Here is a 16,724-nt window from a genome sequence, read left to right on the forward strand (position 1 = left end):
CGGCATCGCCCTGGGCCACGCGGTAGATCTGGCCGTGGATGCCCGAGCCCTGCGGATCGAGGGCGAGGAACGCCTGTTTGTGCAGGAGTTTTTCCAGGTCCAGATCCGGGTTTTCGCTGACCAGTTCGATGTCGAAACGAAACGGCTGGCTGATGCCTTCGGTGCCGGTGAACGACAGGACTTGCAGGTCGCCTACGTAATCTTCAACAGTCAGGCTGAAGTGCGTTTCGTTAGCTGGGTTGAACATAAAGTGCTCCCTGTTCGAATGTCATCCGTTACGCCCTCAGCCGCAAACGCTGCAGCCAGGACGAAGTGGCGCCCAAGGCGTCACGCAATTGTTCGGCAGAAATGTTGCGCTCTGCCGCGTCAAAGGCCAGCGCGGTGCGCAGCGCGGGCCAGCAGTGTGTCGGCAGATTTGCCGGGGCTTGCAGTTCGCGATCCAGGTGTTCGTCACGGGCCTGGGTCGAGGGCAAGCGGCGGAACGGGTGTTTGCCGCCCGCCAGTTCATAGATCACGCAGGCCACGCCGTACACGTCCGCGCTGGCCGACAGCGGTTGGCCCTCAAGCAGTTCGGGGGCGGCGTAGCCCGGAGTCCAGGCGTTGAAGCGCTCGCGGCTCAGGTGCGGCAGGCCGGGCAGGATGCCCTCCTCGGCCTGCCCGAGACCGAAGTCAAACAGGCGCACGCCGTCTTCGCTGAGCATGACGTTGCTCGGTTTCATGTCACCGTGCAGCACCCCGCGACGGTGGGCGTAGGCCAGCGCGTCGAGCAGCGGCAGCGCGATGTCGCGCAGTTCTTTCCACGGCAGGCCCAGCGGCCGCTCGCAGAGCAGTTTGTCCAGGGTCAGGCCACGCATGAGTTCCATGGTGATGAAGGCCCGCTGGCAATCGGTGTCGACTTCGAACGTGTGCGGTCGCAGCACGTTGTCGTGGCGCAGGCGTCGGGTCAGGGCGAACTCGCTGTAAAGCAAGGCACTGGCGTCCGGCGACTCGGCAAATTCTTCGCTGAGGATTTTCAGCGCAATGTAAGGATCGGGATCGCCGAACTGTTCGTGCAGCAGATCCCGGGCCCGGTAAACCGCTCCCATGCCGCCGGCCCCGAGCAGGCGCTCGAGGTGGTAGCGGCCTGCCAGAACATCCGGCAGTGCGCCGACGCTGGCCTTGGTTGGCGCCAGCGCGGGTTCGGCGTTGTGCTGCTTTGCAAAAGCGAAATAGGTCAGGTTGTTGGCCTGCTCCTCGCTCATCAGCAAGTCATCGACTGAGGATTCGATTTCAGTCATTGGCGGATCACCACGGCCGTCAGATTGTCGCGGGCGGCGCCACGCAGGGCGCCGTCGAACAGACGTTCCAGCGCCACATGCGGCGCCGCCAGGCTGAGGGCGTTGCCGAGGGCATCGCTGCTCAGGCCTTGATACAAACCATCGCTGCACAGCAGGAACACATCACCGGGATAGACCTCGAGTTCCAGCACATCCAGGGTCAACTGTTCCGCCGCGCCGACCGCCCGGGTCAACGCCTGGGCTGCCGGGTGCGCCGCCGCCTGTTCGACACTCATCTGCTGCTCATCGATCAGTTGCTGTTGCAGCGAGTGATCCTTCGACAGCTGATACAACCGCTGCCCGCGCCACATGTAGCAACGGCTGTCGCCGGCCCAGATGCAGGCCGCGCGATTGCCTTCCACCAGCAGCGCCACGACGGTGCTGCCCATGATGCTGTCGTGACGCCCGGCGGTGACGGTCAACTCCTGCCCCAGGCGCCGGTTCAGCCAGTGCAGGCACTGGCGGATGGCTTTGAGACGTTCGTCGAAGTCTTCGTGCTGCGGCAGTTCAGCCAGGCTGGCGACGATCAACTGGCTGGCGATGTCGCCACCCTGATGACCGCCCATGCCGTCCGCGACCACCCACAGCCCATGCTGCGGGGTGTCGAGGAAGGCATCTTCGTTGCGCGACCGCACCTTGCCCGGGTCGGTTCGCGCCGCGCTGCGCCAGGGACTGGCCACCAGCATCAGAGCTGCACCGGCATACGGAAGGTACGCAGCACGCCCATGTCGAACGGGTTCGGCGTGCGCTGGCTGGTCAGCAGGTAGTTGGCGCGCAGGCCACCCACGTCGGCTTTGAGCACCAGCACGTCGCGACCGGTCAGGTACTCGGTCTGCATCAGGTCGAACAGACGGAACAGCGACCACGGGCCGGAGTTTTTCTCGATGCCGATCGGGCGTCCGGCCATCTTGTCCATGACCAGGCTGGTGCGACCGTCTTCAGCATCGGTCGGCCACTTGAAGTTCATTGGCAGGATCGGACCGTGGCGGTATTCCATGGTCTTGTCACCGAACTTGAACTCGGAACGGCTGACGGCCGGATCGAGGGTGTACGGCTCCAGCTTGAACTGCACGGTCGGCTCGGCCGGGTTGATCGAGAAGAAGCTCTGGCGAATGTTCAGTGCCGCCGCCATCTGGTCGAGGAAGACCTTGGACACCGGCAGGCTGCGACCGTCGATGCTGCGCATCCGGTAGTTGCCCGGATCACCGCTGACGAACGGACGCATGTAGCTGTCGAAGAAGCGGTCGATGGTGCCTTGAGCCCGGAAGAACTCGCGGAAATCGCTGATCGCCACGTCGCTTGTGCTCGACGCGCTGAACGGATAGCGCTTGCTGATGGTTTTGCCATACACGCTGTACAGCTCGTTCTGATAACGGCCGTTCAGGTATTGGTAGGCATCGTTGAGCACCAGGCGCCACGAGTCTTCGGCCAGCACGTTGAACCACACGCTCAGCGGACGCGGCAGACGACCCGACGCATTGCGCAGATTGGTCAGCGCATCACGCTGGCCGCTCATGCGGGTCTTGGCCAGTTCGAACGCGGCTTGCTCCGGCGTGCTGGAACGGGCGAGGCCCGCCAGTTGCAGTTGCAGGTCGTTGAGCGCGGTGAAGGCCGGGGTCAGGTCAGCGGCCGGGCCGTTGTTGTCGTCGAGCAACTTGTGCAGCGGCTCGAAGCGACGTTGCAGCGACTTTTTGGCGGTGTCCGGCAGGTTCTTCGCCACGTTCATGGCCGCAGCCTTGTCCGTCAACGCCGAAGCGAGTTTGCCGACCTTGCCCAGTTTGCCCTTCTGCCCCGCCAGCGCATCGGCAGCGTCACCGGCTTCATCCACCGGTTCAGGAGCTGCCGGGAAGCGGGTGTTCTCACGCACTTCGGTCAGCAGCGCCAGCACCGGCGAGTTGGCCGAGGTCAGGCCCGCCAGTTGCTCTGCGCCTTCACCGGCATCGCTGATCGGCGGCAGCGCCACCTGGCCAACGGCCTCGCTCCAGTAGTTGGCATAGTCGCGGAAGTACAGTTGCTCCAGCTCGACCATCAGGCGACGCAAGTCCATGTCGCTGATGCCGGCGCCTTCGCCCAGCACCCAGTTGTCACGCAGGATGTCGGTCACCAGCGATGCGCCTTGGACCGAGAAATACTGCTGATAGCCTGTCTGGGTGTAGAAGCCCGGAATCACGTATTCAGTGCCAATGAACAGCGAGCCCTGCGGCCCGAGGTGCTGGCTGAAACGGTAATCCGGCAGGTTGCGCGCCTGCTCGCGGAGCATGCGGTAAACCACGGTCGCCAGCGACTCGCTGCGCAGGATCTGACGCGCCTGGGCCACCAGTTGCTCGTTGAGCGGATAGATAAACGGCTGCTGCAACAGACGCTCGAGGTGCGTGTTCAGACCGTTCTGCACCGCGGTGTTGCCGGTGTAGCGCTGCGACCAGTCCGCCGCGATCCAGTCCTTGAGCCATGCCGCGTCACGACGATCCTTCATGTTCAACATCAGGTACGCGCGCAGGCTGTTGATCAGCTTTTCGCGGTCCTTCATGTTGGCGCGGATCTGGCCTTCAAGCATCGTTGCAACGCGCGGCAGCAGTTGCTTTTCAAGCTCGTGCTCGTAAGCCTCCTTGACCACCGGATTGACGTCCTGGCCCTGATACAGACCCATCCGTTCGTGGTACGCCGCGTCGCCTTTTTTCGGGAACACCTGGGTGGCAGCGTAGCTGGTGTCGAGAGTTTTCAGTGCGCCCATGGCGTCATCGCGCGGCGACAGTGCCGTGCGTTGCTGCGTCCAGTTCTGCGCCAGATTGCGCAGGTTTTCCAGACGCTCGTAGTTGGCCGAGAAACCACCGGCCCAGAGCATGCCGAACAGGACCAGCGCACCCAGTGCGCCGACGTACAACGCACGCTGCCCCCAGTGGATGCGGCTGCGCTCGCGCTTGTCCAGACCGGCCAGATCGGCCTCGGGGAAAATCACCCGGCTGAGCAAGTGATGGATGAAACGCGAACGACCGCTGCGCAATGTCGGCAACACGCCGGCGCTCATGCCCAGACTCGCGCCGATGCCGGCGGTGGTCGAATCCATTTCCTGAGTCAGGTGCGGTGCGCTGGTCAGGTAGAAACCACGCAGTTGCGTCGCACGCTGGTAGCGGTTGCCGGTGAACGCCATGTCGACCAGCAGGCACAGACGCTCGCCGATCTGGCCCATCTGGTGCGGGAAGTCGAGGATGCGGCCACGGCGCTGGGTATCGCGCTCGGAGTGCATGCGCATGATCACCTGGCTGTTGAGGCGACGCAGCAGCTCTTCGAACTCGTTGCGCAGCACCGTCACGTCGGTGCCAACCTGATCCTTGCGGAAACTGGTACCCAGCACCTGATCGCTTTCTTCGCGAGTCAGTTGGTCGAAGAACTCGTCGAAGCCCAGCAGCTTGTCGGCCTTGCTCAGCACCAGATACACCGGCACATCGACGTGCAGCTTCTGATAGGCGTCTTGCAGACGCGCACGCACTTGGCGGGCCAGGGTTTCGATGTCCTGTTCGCTGCCGCCGGTCAGGGTTTCCACCGGAATGGTCACCAGCACGCCGTTCAGCGGACGACCGCGACGACGCTTGCGCAACAGCTCCAGCAAGGTGGTCCAGGCGCTGCCGTCGACTTCCGCATCCGGCTGGGTCAGATAGCGGCCGGCGGTGTCGATCAGTACACCGTGATCGGCGAAGTACCAGTCGCAATGACGGGTGCCGTGGGTGTCGCGGGTCAGCTTGCGGTCGATCTTGTTGATCGGGAATTCCAGCCCGGAGAAGTCCAGCAGGCTGGTCTTGCCGCTGGCCTGCGGGCCGATCAGCAAGTACCACGGCAAGTCATTGCGCCAGCGCTCGCTGCGGCCGCGGTACAGGCTCGAAGTCTTGAGGGTTTTCAGGGCGTCCTTGAAACGCTCCTTCAACTCTTTCTGCTCTTCGTCGATCAACTCTTCGCGGCGGATACGGTCCTGGCCGTCTTCGGTTTCTTCGACGGCTTTCTTGCGGATCCCGGCGCGCCAGCTGACGAAGACCATGGTCAGGCCCCAGATCAGGAACAGCACGCTGATGGTCAGCAGACGCGAAGTCGCGCTTTCCCAGAACTTGTAGTCATCCACTGCCAACAACGGGCCGACGAACCACACCAGCAGCGCCACGAACAGCACCAGCAGCAGGGTCCAGACCCAGGTCTGGCGCAGGAAGGCGCCGACTTTCTTGAAAAACTTTTTCATCACACGTCCCTGTTTACGGCTGCGACTGCGGCTGGGCCGCGGCCGGATCAAGCGGCTGATAAGGTTGCAGAACGGTGTCGCGCTGCTCGCCCAAGACCCAGGCGAAGCCCGAATACATCATCACCAGGCAGACGAAGGTGAACAGCACCACCATCCACGCCGGCACGATGCGCACCAGGTTGCGGCGCTGATCGTTGAGGCCTTCCCACTGCGGCGACAATTCACGCGGCACATCGCCACGCAACTGACGGATCTGGCGGTACAGGGCATCGCGGATGCCTTCGAGTTCCAGCATGCCGCGCGCCTGCACGCGGTACTTGCCCTCGAAACCGAGGGACAGGCACAGGTACATCAGTTCCAGCATCGGCAGGTGCTTGACCGGGTTTTTCGACAGCCGATCGAGCAGCTGGAAGAACTTCTCGCCACCGAAGGTTTCGTTGTGGAAGCTGCTGAGCAGGCTCATCTGCGACCACTCGCTTTCGTTGCCCCACGGCGTGGTCACGACGGCTTCGTCAACCACGGTGCAGAGCACATAACGGGCGGCCATCACCTGGCTGCTTTCGGCGCCGTTGTGCAGGGCACGCACTTCAAACAGCTTGAGCCCGGCGGTCAGGCGCTCGTTGAGCGCGTAGAGGTCTTCGCGGGTTTCGCTGTGTTTGAGGCGCACCACTTCCGACAGCAGTTCGGACGACGCGGCCACCAGCGAATTGAGGCTGATGTTGAAGGCCTCCGCCGGGCGCAGGCGCGCGGCGTAGATCATCCGTTCTTCCAGTTGTTCGAAGCGCGGCGGCGCGGCGAAGTCGGTCAGCGGACTCGCCGCCGGGCCATGGCCCTGACGGTCGAGCAGGACGGTTTTGTCGTCCTGGTTGTGTTCCATGTCCTTGATCATGTCGGTCAGTTCCTGATGGCCCAGAATTTCAGTTCAAGCTCGGCGAATTCGCCGGACACGTGGAACGCGAAGCCGCCGGAGCGCTCGAGTTGTGCCAGGTCTTCGGAACTGAGTTCGAGGATGAAATAGGTTTTGTTGGAGTGGAACGCGATCTGCCGCGGGGCCACCGGCAACGGTTTGACCTTGATCCCCGGCAGGTGCAGGTTGACCAGTTGGCGGATACGCTCCACCGGGCCGACCTTGAGGTGCGCAGGCAAGCGATTGCGCAGTTCTTCGGAGTCGCAGTTGGCACTGGCTGCCAGCACGAACGACGCCGAGCCCAGCAGTTTGTGGTCGTGCAGCGGCGACACGATGATCCCGTACTGACGCGCTTGCAGGATCAGTTCGATGGCGTGCTGTTCCAGCACCATCGACAGTACCTGACGGATCGACTCCATCAGTTTGCGGAAGCTCGCACCCTGGTCAGCGTGGGAGTAACGACTGTCCAGACGCGGGCGTTTGCTGTCGCTGGAGAACGTCGCCAGATCGCCGAGCATGGTCAGCAGCGTGCGGTACAACTCTTCCGGGTGAACCTGCTCCAGACCCAGGTAGTGGCGCAGCAGCAGTTCGGTGCGGTTGATCAGTTGCAGCATCATGAAGTCGCCGATTTCCGCGCCGCCGACCTTGCCGTTCGAACGGATGCGCTCGGCAATGGTGTCGCCCCGGTGACCGAGCATGCTGATCACTTCTTTCAGGCACGACAGCAGGTAGCTGGAGGCGTGGGCCTGAATGTAGGTCGGCACGAAATCCGGATCGAGGCTGATCACGCCGTCCGGTGTGGTGTCGAGCACGTCGCAGATTTTCAGCTTCACGTAGGCCTGGTCGCTCTGCTGCTCGCCGAGCAACAGCTTGAAATCCGGACGGCCGCAGCTGACCTGGCTGGCGGAATCATCGCCGGCGTTGGAGTCGGCGACTTCGGCATCATACGCGGTGTACCGCGCAAGAACGTCGGACTGCTCCGGGCGACGGGCCTCGATGTGGTTACCGGTGACCAATGGCAGCGCCAGGTAGATCGGCGTGTTGCCGGTGTTCGGCGGCACGTCCAGCGCCAGCGGTTCGGTGTTGCCGCCGAGTTCGAACAGGCTGCCGTCCGGCAGGATCCCCGAGGCTTCACTGATTACCAGTTTGCCCATGTTGAGGAACTGCAGGTCGATCTCCAGATTCAAGAAACCCCAGGTGTAGCCGCCCAGCAACCGGGTGCGGGTCTTCATCTGGTGATCGTAGTAGCGGTCGTTGTGCTGGAAGTGCTGCGGACGCAGCAGCATGCCTTCCTGCCAGATGACTTTATGGGTATTCATGATCAGTCATCCGCCTTGGCGAGCACTTCGTTGGTCTTGCGGATACCGGCCTGATCCAGGGTCAGATCGGCTTCGGTGACTTCCAGCGGCGTGATCGGGAACGTGTGGCGCCATTTGGTTTCCGGCAGGTCGCGGTATGCGGCGAGGATGCCGATGAAGCGGCTGCCCTCCTCCACGCTGAGTTTCAGCTCCACGGTTTCACCCGGGCGCAGTTCGAGTTCTTCGCTGGCCACCAGATCCGGGTTGAGGGATTCCTTGGCGCGCTCGTAGAGGCTGAAGAAATCGGCGTTCTCGAACGTCACCGGGTGCTTGAGTTCGAACAGGCGCACCACGATCGGCGACGGACGACCGTTGAGGTCCGGGTTCAACTGATCGCTGCCGGTCAGCTTCAGGTTGATCTTGGTCACTTTCGAATACGGCGACAGCGACGAGCAACCGGCGAGCAGCACCAACAGGGTGAGCGCGGTCAGCGTCTTGAAAAAAGCGGTCGAGCGGCGAGACATGCGCATCATCCTTGGTGGTCGGTGTGGAGGGTGGAGATCAGGCGGATCTGTTCTTCGTAGGCCTGGGCGAAGTCGCGGGCCAGCAGGCGCTCGCTCCAGTCGTCGTCCTGACGCAGCGCATGGTGGTAGCGGTTGAACGCTCTCCAGCGGCCGCCGGCGGTGGCGAGCAACGGCTTGTTGTCACGCTCGAAACGCAGGGTCAACTGCTCCGGCGAGAAGTGCTCCAGAGTGCCGCGCACCGCCGCGCGGCTGGCGGTCAGCAGCGCCACCTGATGCGCCTGCAAATCGCGGAACGCCCGGGAGATCGCCTGCTCGGCCGGCAAATGGCCCGGCTTGTGCGGTTGCAACAGGATGTCCAGCGCTTCGCTCGGATCGACGGCGAATTTCAGCGGATTCTTGTTGGTGCCTTGCACGGTGGTCTGGGCCAGACGCAGCTCGTTCTTCAGCTCGGAACGGGTGCGCAGGCTCTGTTGCAGACCGCCGATGCTCTGGCGCAGCAGACGTGCGGCATTGACCGCCAGTGCTTCGCGCTCGTCATGGCTCAGGCCTTTCAGATCGACACCGAGGGCCGCGCCGAATTTATCCCAGAAGGTTTCGCTCTGACGCTCGACCGCTTTCGGTGCCGGCGCAGGCTCAGGCTTGGGCTCGACGATCAGCTCCGGCACCATCAGGCTTTCCATGTCGATGCGCGCGTAGTCGGCGCGCTGACGGGAGTCTTCAGGATCGGTAACCGGCGCGAGCATCTCCTCGAATTCCGAGTACACGCGCTCTTGCTGCTCCAGCGACTTCAGCGGGTCGAGGTCGAGGAACGCGTCGTCCGGGATGATGGTGCCGGCGGCGCGTGGCTGGCCGACTTCACCGTCGAACGTCGCCGGGTCGCGCACCAGTCGCGCACGAATCTCGAAGTCGCCCAGCACGTAGGTGCTGCCGTGCTCGATGCGCACCGGTTCGCCCTTGTGCAGGCGTGCGCCGCTGTCGCCGTCCTGAACACCGTTGCTGCTGGTGTCGGTCAGGAAAAACGTGCCCTCGCGATAGCTGACAATCGCGTGGTGATTGGACAAGTGACGCTTGCGGTCAGGGATGATCCAGTCGCAGTCCTCGCCCCGCCCGATCACGCCACCGGCCTGTTTGAAGGTCCGCTGGCACAGCTCGGTGGGCACGAACTGCTTGGTGTTCAGCATTTCGAAAACCAATTCCATGTTTGATGCTCCTTGCGGTCACTTGCCGCGATTGACCGCCTGCGGATCACCCAACGGGCGGTAATCGTTATCGTTGAATTTGTAATTGCCGCTGCAACCGCCGAGGCCGCATAGAACGACGAGGGTCAGCAGGACAGCGTGCCAGTGACGAACAGACATCAGAGGGTCTCCAGGTGTAGACAAAGCACAAAGCGCCGACCCTCACGGGCGGCGCTGAAATAGGTGTTCGAGGTGAATCCGACGGACTTTTGCCTACCCATCGAAATCTCCCAGATTGATGTTCAAGCGGCCGAGCCGGTACAGCAGCGTGCGTCGCGGCAAGCCCAGTTCACGGGCGGCGAGCGTCTGGTTGCCGTCGTTCTTGCGCAGGCAATCGAGCAGCAGATTGCGTTCGACCGCTTCCAGTCGTTCGCGCAGATTGAGGCCGCAGTGGTCTTCCGGCACCGGCGCCGATTCCAGGCGCAGCGAGAAATGCTCCGCCAGCAACTCGCCGCCCTCGCACAACAACACTGCGCGTTCGACCAGGCCTTTGAGTTCACGCACGTTGCCGGGAAAGGTGTAGCCGGACAGGTGTTCAAGCGCCGCGTCCGACCAGCGCACCGGATCACGTTGCAGGAAGGTGCAGGCCTTGTCGGCGAAGTGTTTGGCCAGGTCGAGGATGTCGCCTTCGCGCTGACGCAGGGCCGGCAACTCGATCGGAAATTGCGCGAGACGGTAGTACAGGTCTTCGCGGAATTTGCCTTCGCTGACCAGCACCGACAGATCGCGGTGCGTCGCGGCGATGATGCGCACGTCGATCTTGTGGGTGTCGTTGGAGCCCAACGGACGGATCTCGCCTTCCTGCAACACGCGCAGCAATTTGGCTTGCAGCGACAGCGGCATGTCACCGATTTCATCGAGCAACAGGGTGCCGCCATTAGCCGCATCGAACAGCCCGGCGCGGTCGCGATCAGCCCCGGTGAACGCGCCTTTGCGATAGCCGAACAGCTCGCTCTCCAGCAAGTTTTCCGGGAACGCCGCGCAGTTCTGCACGATGAACGCCTGGGACCGGCGCGGGCCGCAATCGTGGATCGCCCGCGCGACCACTTCCTTGCCGGTGCCGGTCTCGCCACGCAACAGCACGGTGTACGGGCTGTGCAGGACTTTGCTGATCAGCGAATAGGTCTGACGCATCGCCGCGCTCTTGCCGATCAGGCCATAGCCACTGGCACTCGGCAGGCTGCGCACGACCGGCGCGGCCGCATCCACTGGCTGGCGCAGACGTTGCAGCAGATGCAGCTGACCCAGCACGAACGAGCCGAGCTGGCCGAGAGAATCGGCGAAGCCTTGCAGGTTGATATGTCGACGGCTGGCGCACAGCAACAGGCCTTCGACAGCCTTCTGCTGATTGACCAGCGGCACGCACAACAGCGACTGCCACGGCGTGGACGATGCCGGCAGAAAGCTGGTTTCGTGCAGGCTGCCGCCCAGGTCATCGAAGCTCACCACGCGGTTCTGGCACAGGGCGAACTGCAACAGTTGCTCGCCGTTGTAGTCCGCCGGCAGGCTCGCCGCGCTGCGCGGTTGCAGCACACCGTCGAGGCATTCGGCGTTCATTCCCAGCGACGTGTGCGTGGCGTCCAGCAAGTACAGCTGCGTCAGTTCGCAACCGCTCAGCCCGGCCAGACCGCGCACGAAGTCACCCAGCAGCGCAGCACCGTCCGCCGCGCGCGACAGGCTGGCGAACTGCGCCAGCAAGGCTTCGGCATAGAGCAGTGGCTGCGGCACTTGAGTGAACATCACACTCACCTCAGGCGAACTCGCAGGTCACGCTGGCTTCACCGTCGAGCGTCGCATGCACGCGCTTCAGGCTTTCACCGGTGGCCATGGCATCGAGCAAGCGGTCGGCCACCAGCGGCAGCACGTGCTGATCGAGCAAATGGTCGATCAGGCGCGCACCGCTTTCGCTTTGGGTGCAGCGCTCGGACAGGTGATCGACGAGGTTCTGGCACCAGGTGAAATCCAGCTGGCGACGGTTCAGACGCTCGCCCAGACGACCGAGCTTGATCTCGATCAGCTCGCGCAGCACCGGGCCGCCGACCGGGTAGTACGGCACCACTTTCATCCGCGCCAGCAGCGCTGGCTTGAAGTGTTTGCTGAGCACCGGGCGAATGGTTTCTTCCAGCACTTCGGCGGTCGGACGCGCACCGTCTTCGCAGAGGTCGCTGATCTTGTCGCTGCCCAGGTTCGAGGTCATCAGGATCAACGTATTGCGGAAGTCGATCTCGCGCCCTTCGCCGTCGTTGGCCACGCCTTTGTCGAAGATTTGGTAGAACAGATTGAGCACGTCCGGATCGGCCTTCTCGACTTCATCGAGCAGCACCACCGAGTACGGCTTCTGGCGCACGGCTTCGGTGAGCATGCCGCCCTCGCCGTAACCGACGTAGCCTGGCGGTGCACCGATCAGGCGGGAAACGGTGTGTTTCTCCTGGAACTCGGACATGTTGATGGTGGTGATGAAACGGTCGCCGCCGTACAGCAGGTCGGCGAGTGCCAGTGCGGTTTCGGTCTTGCCGACGCCGCTCGGGCCGACCAGCAGGAACACGCCGACCGGTGCGTCAGGCTTGTTCAGGCCGGCAGCGGTGGCGCGCATCGAGCGATCCAGTGCGTGCACGGCTTGTTCCTGACCACGGATACGGGTGCGCAGATCAGTGGCGAAGCTGGCGACCTTGGCGTTGTGTTCGCGGGCCAGTTGCGCCAGTGGCACGCCAGTCCAGGCGCTGATCACTTCGGCCACCAGACGCGGGCAGACTTCGAAGCTGACCAGACGCTCCTTGACCTGAGCGGCGGTCAGGGCGCTGTGGGTTTCGTTGAGTTGCGCTTCCAGCGCTTCGACGCTTTGGCCTTCTTCAACTTCAGCAGCAACGGTTTCGATCACCGTGCCTTCGGCGTCTTCTTCAACGGTCACCACCGGCTCGACCGCAGCGGCTTCACGGGCCTTGGCCAGTTGCTGACGCAGTTCCAGCAGGCGCTCGGCCAGTTGCTTCTGCTCGGTCCACAGGGTTTCCAGTGCGACCATTTCCGCTTCGGCTTCGTCCAGACGCGCTTCCAGTGCCTCCAGCGCTTCGTGGTCGATCAGCAGACCGGCTTCGGCATCGCGGCGCAGGGCCTGACGCTGACGGCCACCTTCAGCCAGTTCGCCACGCAGGCGCTCCAGGCTTTCCGGGGCGGCAGCGAGGCTGATGCGAACACGGGCGCAGGCGGTGTCGAGCACGTCGACAGCCTTGTCCGGCAGTTGGCGTCCGGCGAGGTAACGGGCGGACAGTTCCGCTGCAGAAACCACCGCGTCATCGCGCAGGTAGATGCCGTGGCTCTTCTCGTAGACCTGCGCCAGGCCACGCAGGATGGTGACGGCTTCGCTCACGGTCGGTTCGTGCAGCTGAACCGGTTGGAAACGACGGGCCAGTGCCGGGTCTTTCTCGAAGTATTTCTTGTACTCGGCCCAAGTGGTCGCGGCGATGGTGCGCAGTTCGCCGCGAGCCAGTGCCGGCTTCAACAGGTTGGCCGCGTCGGAACCGCCGGCATTGCCGCCCGCGCCGATCAGGGTGTGGGCTTCGTCGATGAACAGGATGATCGGCTTCGGCGAGGCTTTGACTTCGTCGATCACGCCTTTCAGACGACGCTCGAATTCACCTTTGACGCTGGCACCGGCCTGCAACAGGCCCATGTCCAGCGACAGCAGCTCGACGCCCTTGAGCACTTGCGGCACTTCACCGGCAGCGATGCGCGAGGCCAGGCCTTCGACGATGGCGGTTTTACCGACACCGGCTTCACCGACCACGATCGGGTTGTTCTTGCGACGACGGGCGAGGATGTCGACCATCTGGCGGATCGCGCCATCGCGGCACAGCACCGGGTCGAGTTTGCCGTCGCGGGCCTGTTGGGTCAGGTTGTGGGTGAAGCGCTCGAGCAGCGATTCGCCCTGGGCGGCCGGTTTGCCGTTGGCCGCTGCCTGAGGCTGTTGCGACAGAGCAAATTCCTTCAGGCGATCAATGTTCAGTTTGGCCAGCAACGGCTGGTAGCGGCTGCCGGCGTAGCGCATCGGGTTGCGCAGCAGCGCGAGGATCAGCGCCGCGTCTTCGACCGAGGTCTGGCCCAGTTCAAGGTTGGCCACCAGCAGCGCGTCCTGCAGCCACTGCACCAGTTCCGGGGCGAACACCGGGTTGCGCGAAGCGCTGTGCTCGACCCGCGATTGCAGGGCGGCGCTCAGCTCGCCGGCATCAACATCGGCATCCTGCAGCGCGCGGGAGAGCAGACCGTTCGGGCGCTCCAGCAGGCCGAGCAGCAAGTCTTCGACCAGAATCTTGCTGCCGCCACGGGCCACGCAGCGCTCGGCCGAACGCTCCAGATCGCGACGGGTTTCGGCGTCCAGCGCCTGGATGAGTTGTTGCAGGTCTACGTTGATCATGGCTCACGTCCTTAATGAATTTTGCTGCCCAGGGTCACCACGCCGTCTGCTTTTTCGCAGCCCAGCCAACTGGTCCACCCCAGGCGACAGTCGTTCTTCTCGCCAATGCGCAGTTCGCGGATTTCTTCCGGACGCAGCACCAGGCGAATGTCGTAATCGAGCGGGTCACGCAAGGTGAACCGCACCAGCGCGCAGAGCGGCTGGTAACCGAAACCGATGGGCAGGAATTCGTGGAAGCGTTCCCAGTCGAGTTCGGTGATGTGAATGCGGAATTTGCCGCTGCGATCGCGCACGCGTTCGCCCAGCACCAGGTCTTCACCCAGTACGCTGTTGGCGAAGCCGAGGCGGTTGCGCTGTTCTTCGAGGATTTCCACGCGGCGCTCGATGCACTGCTCGATGACCAGGTCTTCGTGCTTGAAGTAGTACCGCAGCACCGCTTCGATCAGCGCCGCCGAGTGCGCCCGCAAACTGAGCAGGCCGAGGTACGGCAGCAGGCGTTTCCAGTTCAGTTCCTTGGCCTTGCGGATCTCGTCGCCGCCGAGGCCGATCAGGGCGAACAGCTGCGACGAGAACGGGTCGACCGCACCGCTCTGGAAGCTCGCGCGATAGCGGTACTTGCGCCAGATCGGCAGCATCAGCCGTTGCAGGCGATGGTGGAACAAGTCGAGGAAATTGCGCGTCGGGTTGCCGTCTTCGCTGTCGCCCAAAGCTTGCTCGCCGTAGAACGCCGGCAGCGGCGAGCCGGAACCGACCAGACCGATCAGGTTGAACCGCAGGCGCGCGCGCATCTGCCCGTGCTCTTCGAAAAACTCCACGCGATCGACGTCGCTGCGCGGAAATCCGAGGCTCGGGTTGGCCTGGAATTCCAGCTGGTCGTACAAATCGTCTTCGCTCAGGTACGGGTGCGCATCGCGCAGCCGGTCGATCACCAGCAGCACGGCCTGAAACAGCGAGTACTCGCGTATTACCTTCGTCAGCCCGCTTAAAGCAGGGGCTGCAGGCCCATACGTGGTGTCCATTGGTACACCTCTCCCTGTGTGCTTTTTACCCGCAGCTCATGGAATGAATTGAGACTGGCGTAAAGCGCGAAAAACTCGTTGAGAACCGAGGCGAAGACGAACAGGTCGCCTTCGCCGATATACCCTTCTGGGTCGATGGTCAGTTCGGTGCGCAGACCGCGCACCGGCAAACCACGGTGCAAGCGGTCCACGTGGTGATGCTTGATGTGCTTGAGACCGCCGAGCAGGCGTTTGCTGACCTTCTCCGCGTGCTGGTCGTAGTAGCGCGGCAGGTCGTAGGTTTCGAGAATCACCTTCAGTGCATTGACGTCGGCCAGCGACAGATAGTTAAGCGACATGTTGCTGATCAGCTTCCACAGGAAGTCACGGTTCAGCGGCGGCGCGAAACTGGAAGTGGCCGGGGTGATGTTGCGGAAACTCAGGAACTCCGGGGTCTCTTCGCAGGCCATGCAGATCTGCCCGAGCTTGAGTTTGCGCGGCAGGTTCTGATTGGTGCAGACCAGCTCGATCGACAGGGTTTCATGGGCTTCGGTGTGGCGGATGCCGAAGCTCAGGTAGGTGTCGAGGCCATCGTGCAGCAGCGACGAACGCTGGCGGATGCTGTAATGCGGACGGCTGTTGGGCACGTCGAAACTTGGGTCGTGCTCGAAGGATTCGAACGGCACGTACTCCTGATAACCGAGGCCGCCGGGTTTCCAGCCGGTCACGGTCTCCACCGAGAACACGCCGCAGTTTTCCAGATCGTATTCGGCCGGCAGCAGCAGGTATTCGTCCTGTTTGCCGTCGAGGCGGATCGGCAGTGCGTCGTGCTTGAACAGGTTGACGATCGGCGTGCAGAACAGCTTCACGTTATCCAGGGTCGGACGCATGCGCATGATGCCGCTCTTGCGGATGTCGAAGCGCAATTCCAGGCCACGCATCTGCTTGAGGGTGTCTTCCGGCAGCGCCTTGAGGATGTCCAGACCGTGGACATCGACGAACAGGAACTTGTCCTGGAAGGCGAAGTATTCCTGCAGGTAGCGATACCCGCGGAAGGTGTTCAGCGGATACGGGATCAACGCTTCTTCTTCGGCGAAGCCCACTGGCTTGACCCGGTCACCCGGGATCTTGAACGCCATCGGCTTGCCGCTCACGCCATCGATCGGCTTGCCGGCGCCGTCGAGCGGGATCAGTTCGATGCCATCGAGGTTGCGCAGCAGGCTCAGGTAGAGCATCTGGCTGATGTAGCGCTCGCCGGCAAAGTGCAGGCGCAGCTTGCTCAGTTCCAGCTCGCCGAGGTGGCCGTCGGCACTCATCTCCAGGCGCAGGCTGAGCAGCGAACCGTCGCCCTTCACCGAGTAGTTCAGCGCGGCCAGATCCAGCGCCATGACTTCGGTCGGGTAGCAGGTGCGGAAGCGGCAACGCACGTCTTCGATCGGCACGCTCTCGATCGGCGTGTCACGCTCGACCTTCAGCGCCGGCCCGGAACGCTTGAGCGGGTCGAACTGCAGAATGCTGAACGCCGGCAGCGGCCGCATGTAGTTCGGCCACAACAACTGCATCAGGGAATGGCTGAGCTCCGGCAACTCGTCATCGAGCTTCTGGCGCAGCCGCCCCGTCAGAAACGCAAAGCCTTCCAGCAACCGCTCCACATCCGGATCCCGCCCGGCCTGCCCCAGGAACGGCGCCAACGCCGGACTACGCTCGGCGAAACGGCGACCCAGCTGGCGCAGTGCGGTGAGTTCGCTTTGGTAGTAGTGGTTAAAGGACACGGGTTACCTGCCTGGTAGTGGAACTCATGGAATAACTG

The 16,724-nt window shown here is 63.1% G+C and carries 12 protein-coding genes and 1 pseudogene; all 13 read right to left on the minus strand.

All coding sequences use genetic code 11. The features are described 5' to 3' along the window. Positions 1-247, minus strand: a pseudogene (locus EIY71_RS08510) (type VI secretion system tip protein VgrG); the annotation flags it as partial. A gap of 28 nt (positions 248-275) precedes the next feature. Next, positions 276-1,277: a serine/threonine-protein kinase gene (locus tag EIY71_RS08515; protein ID WP_039765160.1), complete on the minus strand. Its 1,002-nt coding sequence runs from the start codon at positions 1,275-1,277 to the stop codon at positions 276-278. Beyond that, positions 1,274-2,002: a PP2C family serine/threonine-protein phosphatase gene (locus EIY71_RS08520; RefSeq protein ID WP_039765158.1), complete on the minus strand. Its 729-nt coding sequence runs from the start codon at positions 2,000-2,002 to the stop codon at positions 1,274-1,276. Before EIY71_RS08520 ends, EIY71_RS08515 begins: the two co-directional genes overlap by 4 nt. After that, positions 2,002-5,541: a type VI secretion system membrane subunit TssM gene (gene tssM, locus EIY71_RS08525; protein ID WP_134021353.1), complete on the minus strand. Its 3,540-nt coding sequence runs from the start codon at positions 5,539-5,541 to the stop codon at positions 2,002-2,004. The genes EIY71_RS08520 and tssM overlap by 1 nt, the downstream gene beginning before the upstream one ends. A 13-nt stretch (positions 5,542-5,554) precedes the next feature. After that, positions 5,555-6,430, minus strand: a complete 876-nt coding sequence (gene icmH, locus EIY71_RS08530) for a type IVB secretion system protein IcmH/DotU (RefSeq protein ID WP_011336585.1) — start codon at positions 6,428-6,430, stop codon at positions 5,555-5,557. A gap of 5 nt (positions 6,431-6,435) precedes the next feature. Further along, entirely contained in the window at positions 6,436-7,767 is a 1,332-nt protein-coding gene (gene tssK, locus EIY71_RS08535; RefSeq protein WP_039765155.1) for a type VI secretion system baseplate subunit TssK, read from the minus strand. A gap of 2 nt (positions 7,768-7,769) precedes the next feature. Next, entirely contained in the window at positions 7,770-8,270 is a 501-nt protein-coding gene (gene tssJ / locus EIY71_RS08540) for a type VI secretion system lipoprotein TssJ (protein WP_011336587.1), read from the minus strand. A 5-nt stretch (positions 8,271-8,275) separates the two neighbouring features. After that, positions 8,276-9,469, minus strand: a complete 1,194-nt coding sequence (tagH, locus tag EIY71_RS08545) for a type VI secretion system-associated FHA domain protein TagH (RefSeq protein WP_085747928.1) — start codon at positions 9,467-9,469, stop codon at positions 8,276-8,278. Positions 9,470-9,487: 18 nt separating this feature from the next. Beyond that, entirely contained in the window at positions 9,488-9,628 is a 141-nt protein-coding gene (locus EIY71_RS08550; RefSeq protein WP_003229566.1) for a hypothetical protein, read from the minus strand. A 93-nt stretch (positions 9,629-9,721) separates the two neighbouring features. Further along, the gene (locus tag EIY71_RS08555; protein ID WP_085747929.1) at positions 9,722-11,248 is read right to left on the minus strand and encodes a sigma-54-dependent Fis family transcriptional regulator; all 1,527 of its coding nucleotides are present in this window, start codon (positions 11,246-11,248) and stop codon (positions 9,722-9,724) included. 10 nt (positions 11,249-11,258) lie between these two features. Next, the gene (gene tssH / locus EIY71_RS08560; protein WP_134021356.1) at positions 11,259-13,916 is read right to left on the minus strand and encodes a type VI secretion system ATPase TssH; all 2,658 of its coding nucleotides are present in this window, start codon (positions 13,914-13,916) and stop codon (positions 11,259-11,261) included. Between the two features lie 11 nt (positions 13,917-13,927). After that, entirely contained in the window at positions 13,928-14,935 is a 1,008-nt protein-coding gene (gene tssG, locus EIY71_RS08565; protein WP_039765146.1) for a type VI secretion system baseplate subunit TssG, read from the minus strand. Then, positions 14,899-16,686: a type VI secretion system baseplate subunit TssF gene (tssF, locus tag EIY71_RS08570; RefSeq protein WP_011336593.1), complete on the minus strand. Its 1,788-nt coding sequence runs from the start codon at positions 16,684-16,686 to the stop codon at positions 14,899-14,901. Before tssF ends, tssG begins: the two co-directional genes overlap by 37 nt. Between the last annotated feature and the right edge of the window lie 38 nt (positions 16,687-16,724).

Origin of the sequence: Pseudomonas sp. CH235 (genome assembly GCF_004368175.1) — a bacterium.
Classification (GTDB): domain Bacteria; phylum Pseudomonadota; class Gammaproteobacteria; order Pseudomonadales; family Pseudomonadaceae; genus Aquipseudomonas; species Aquipseudomonas paraglycinae.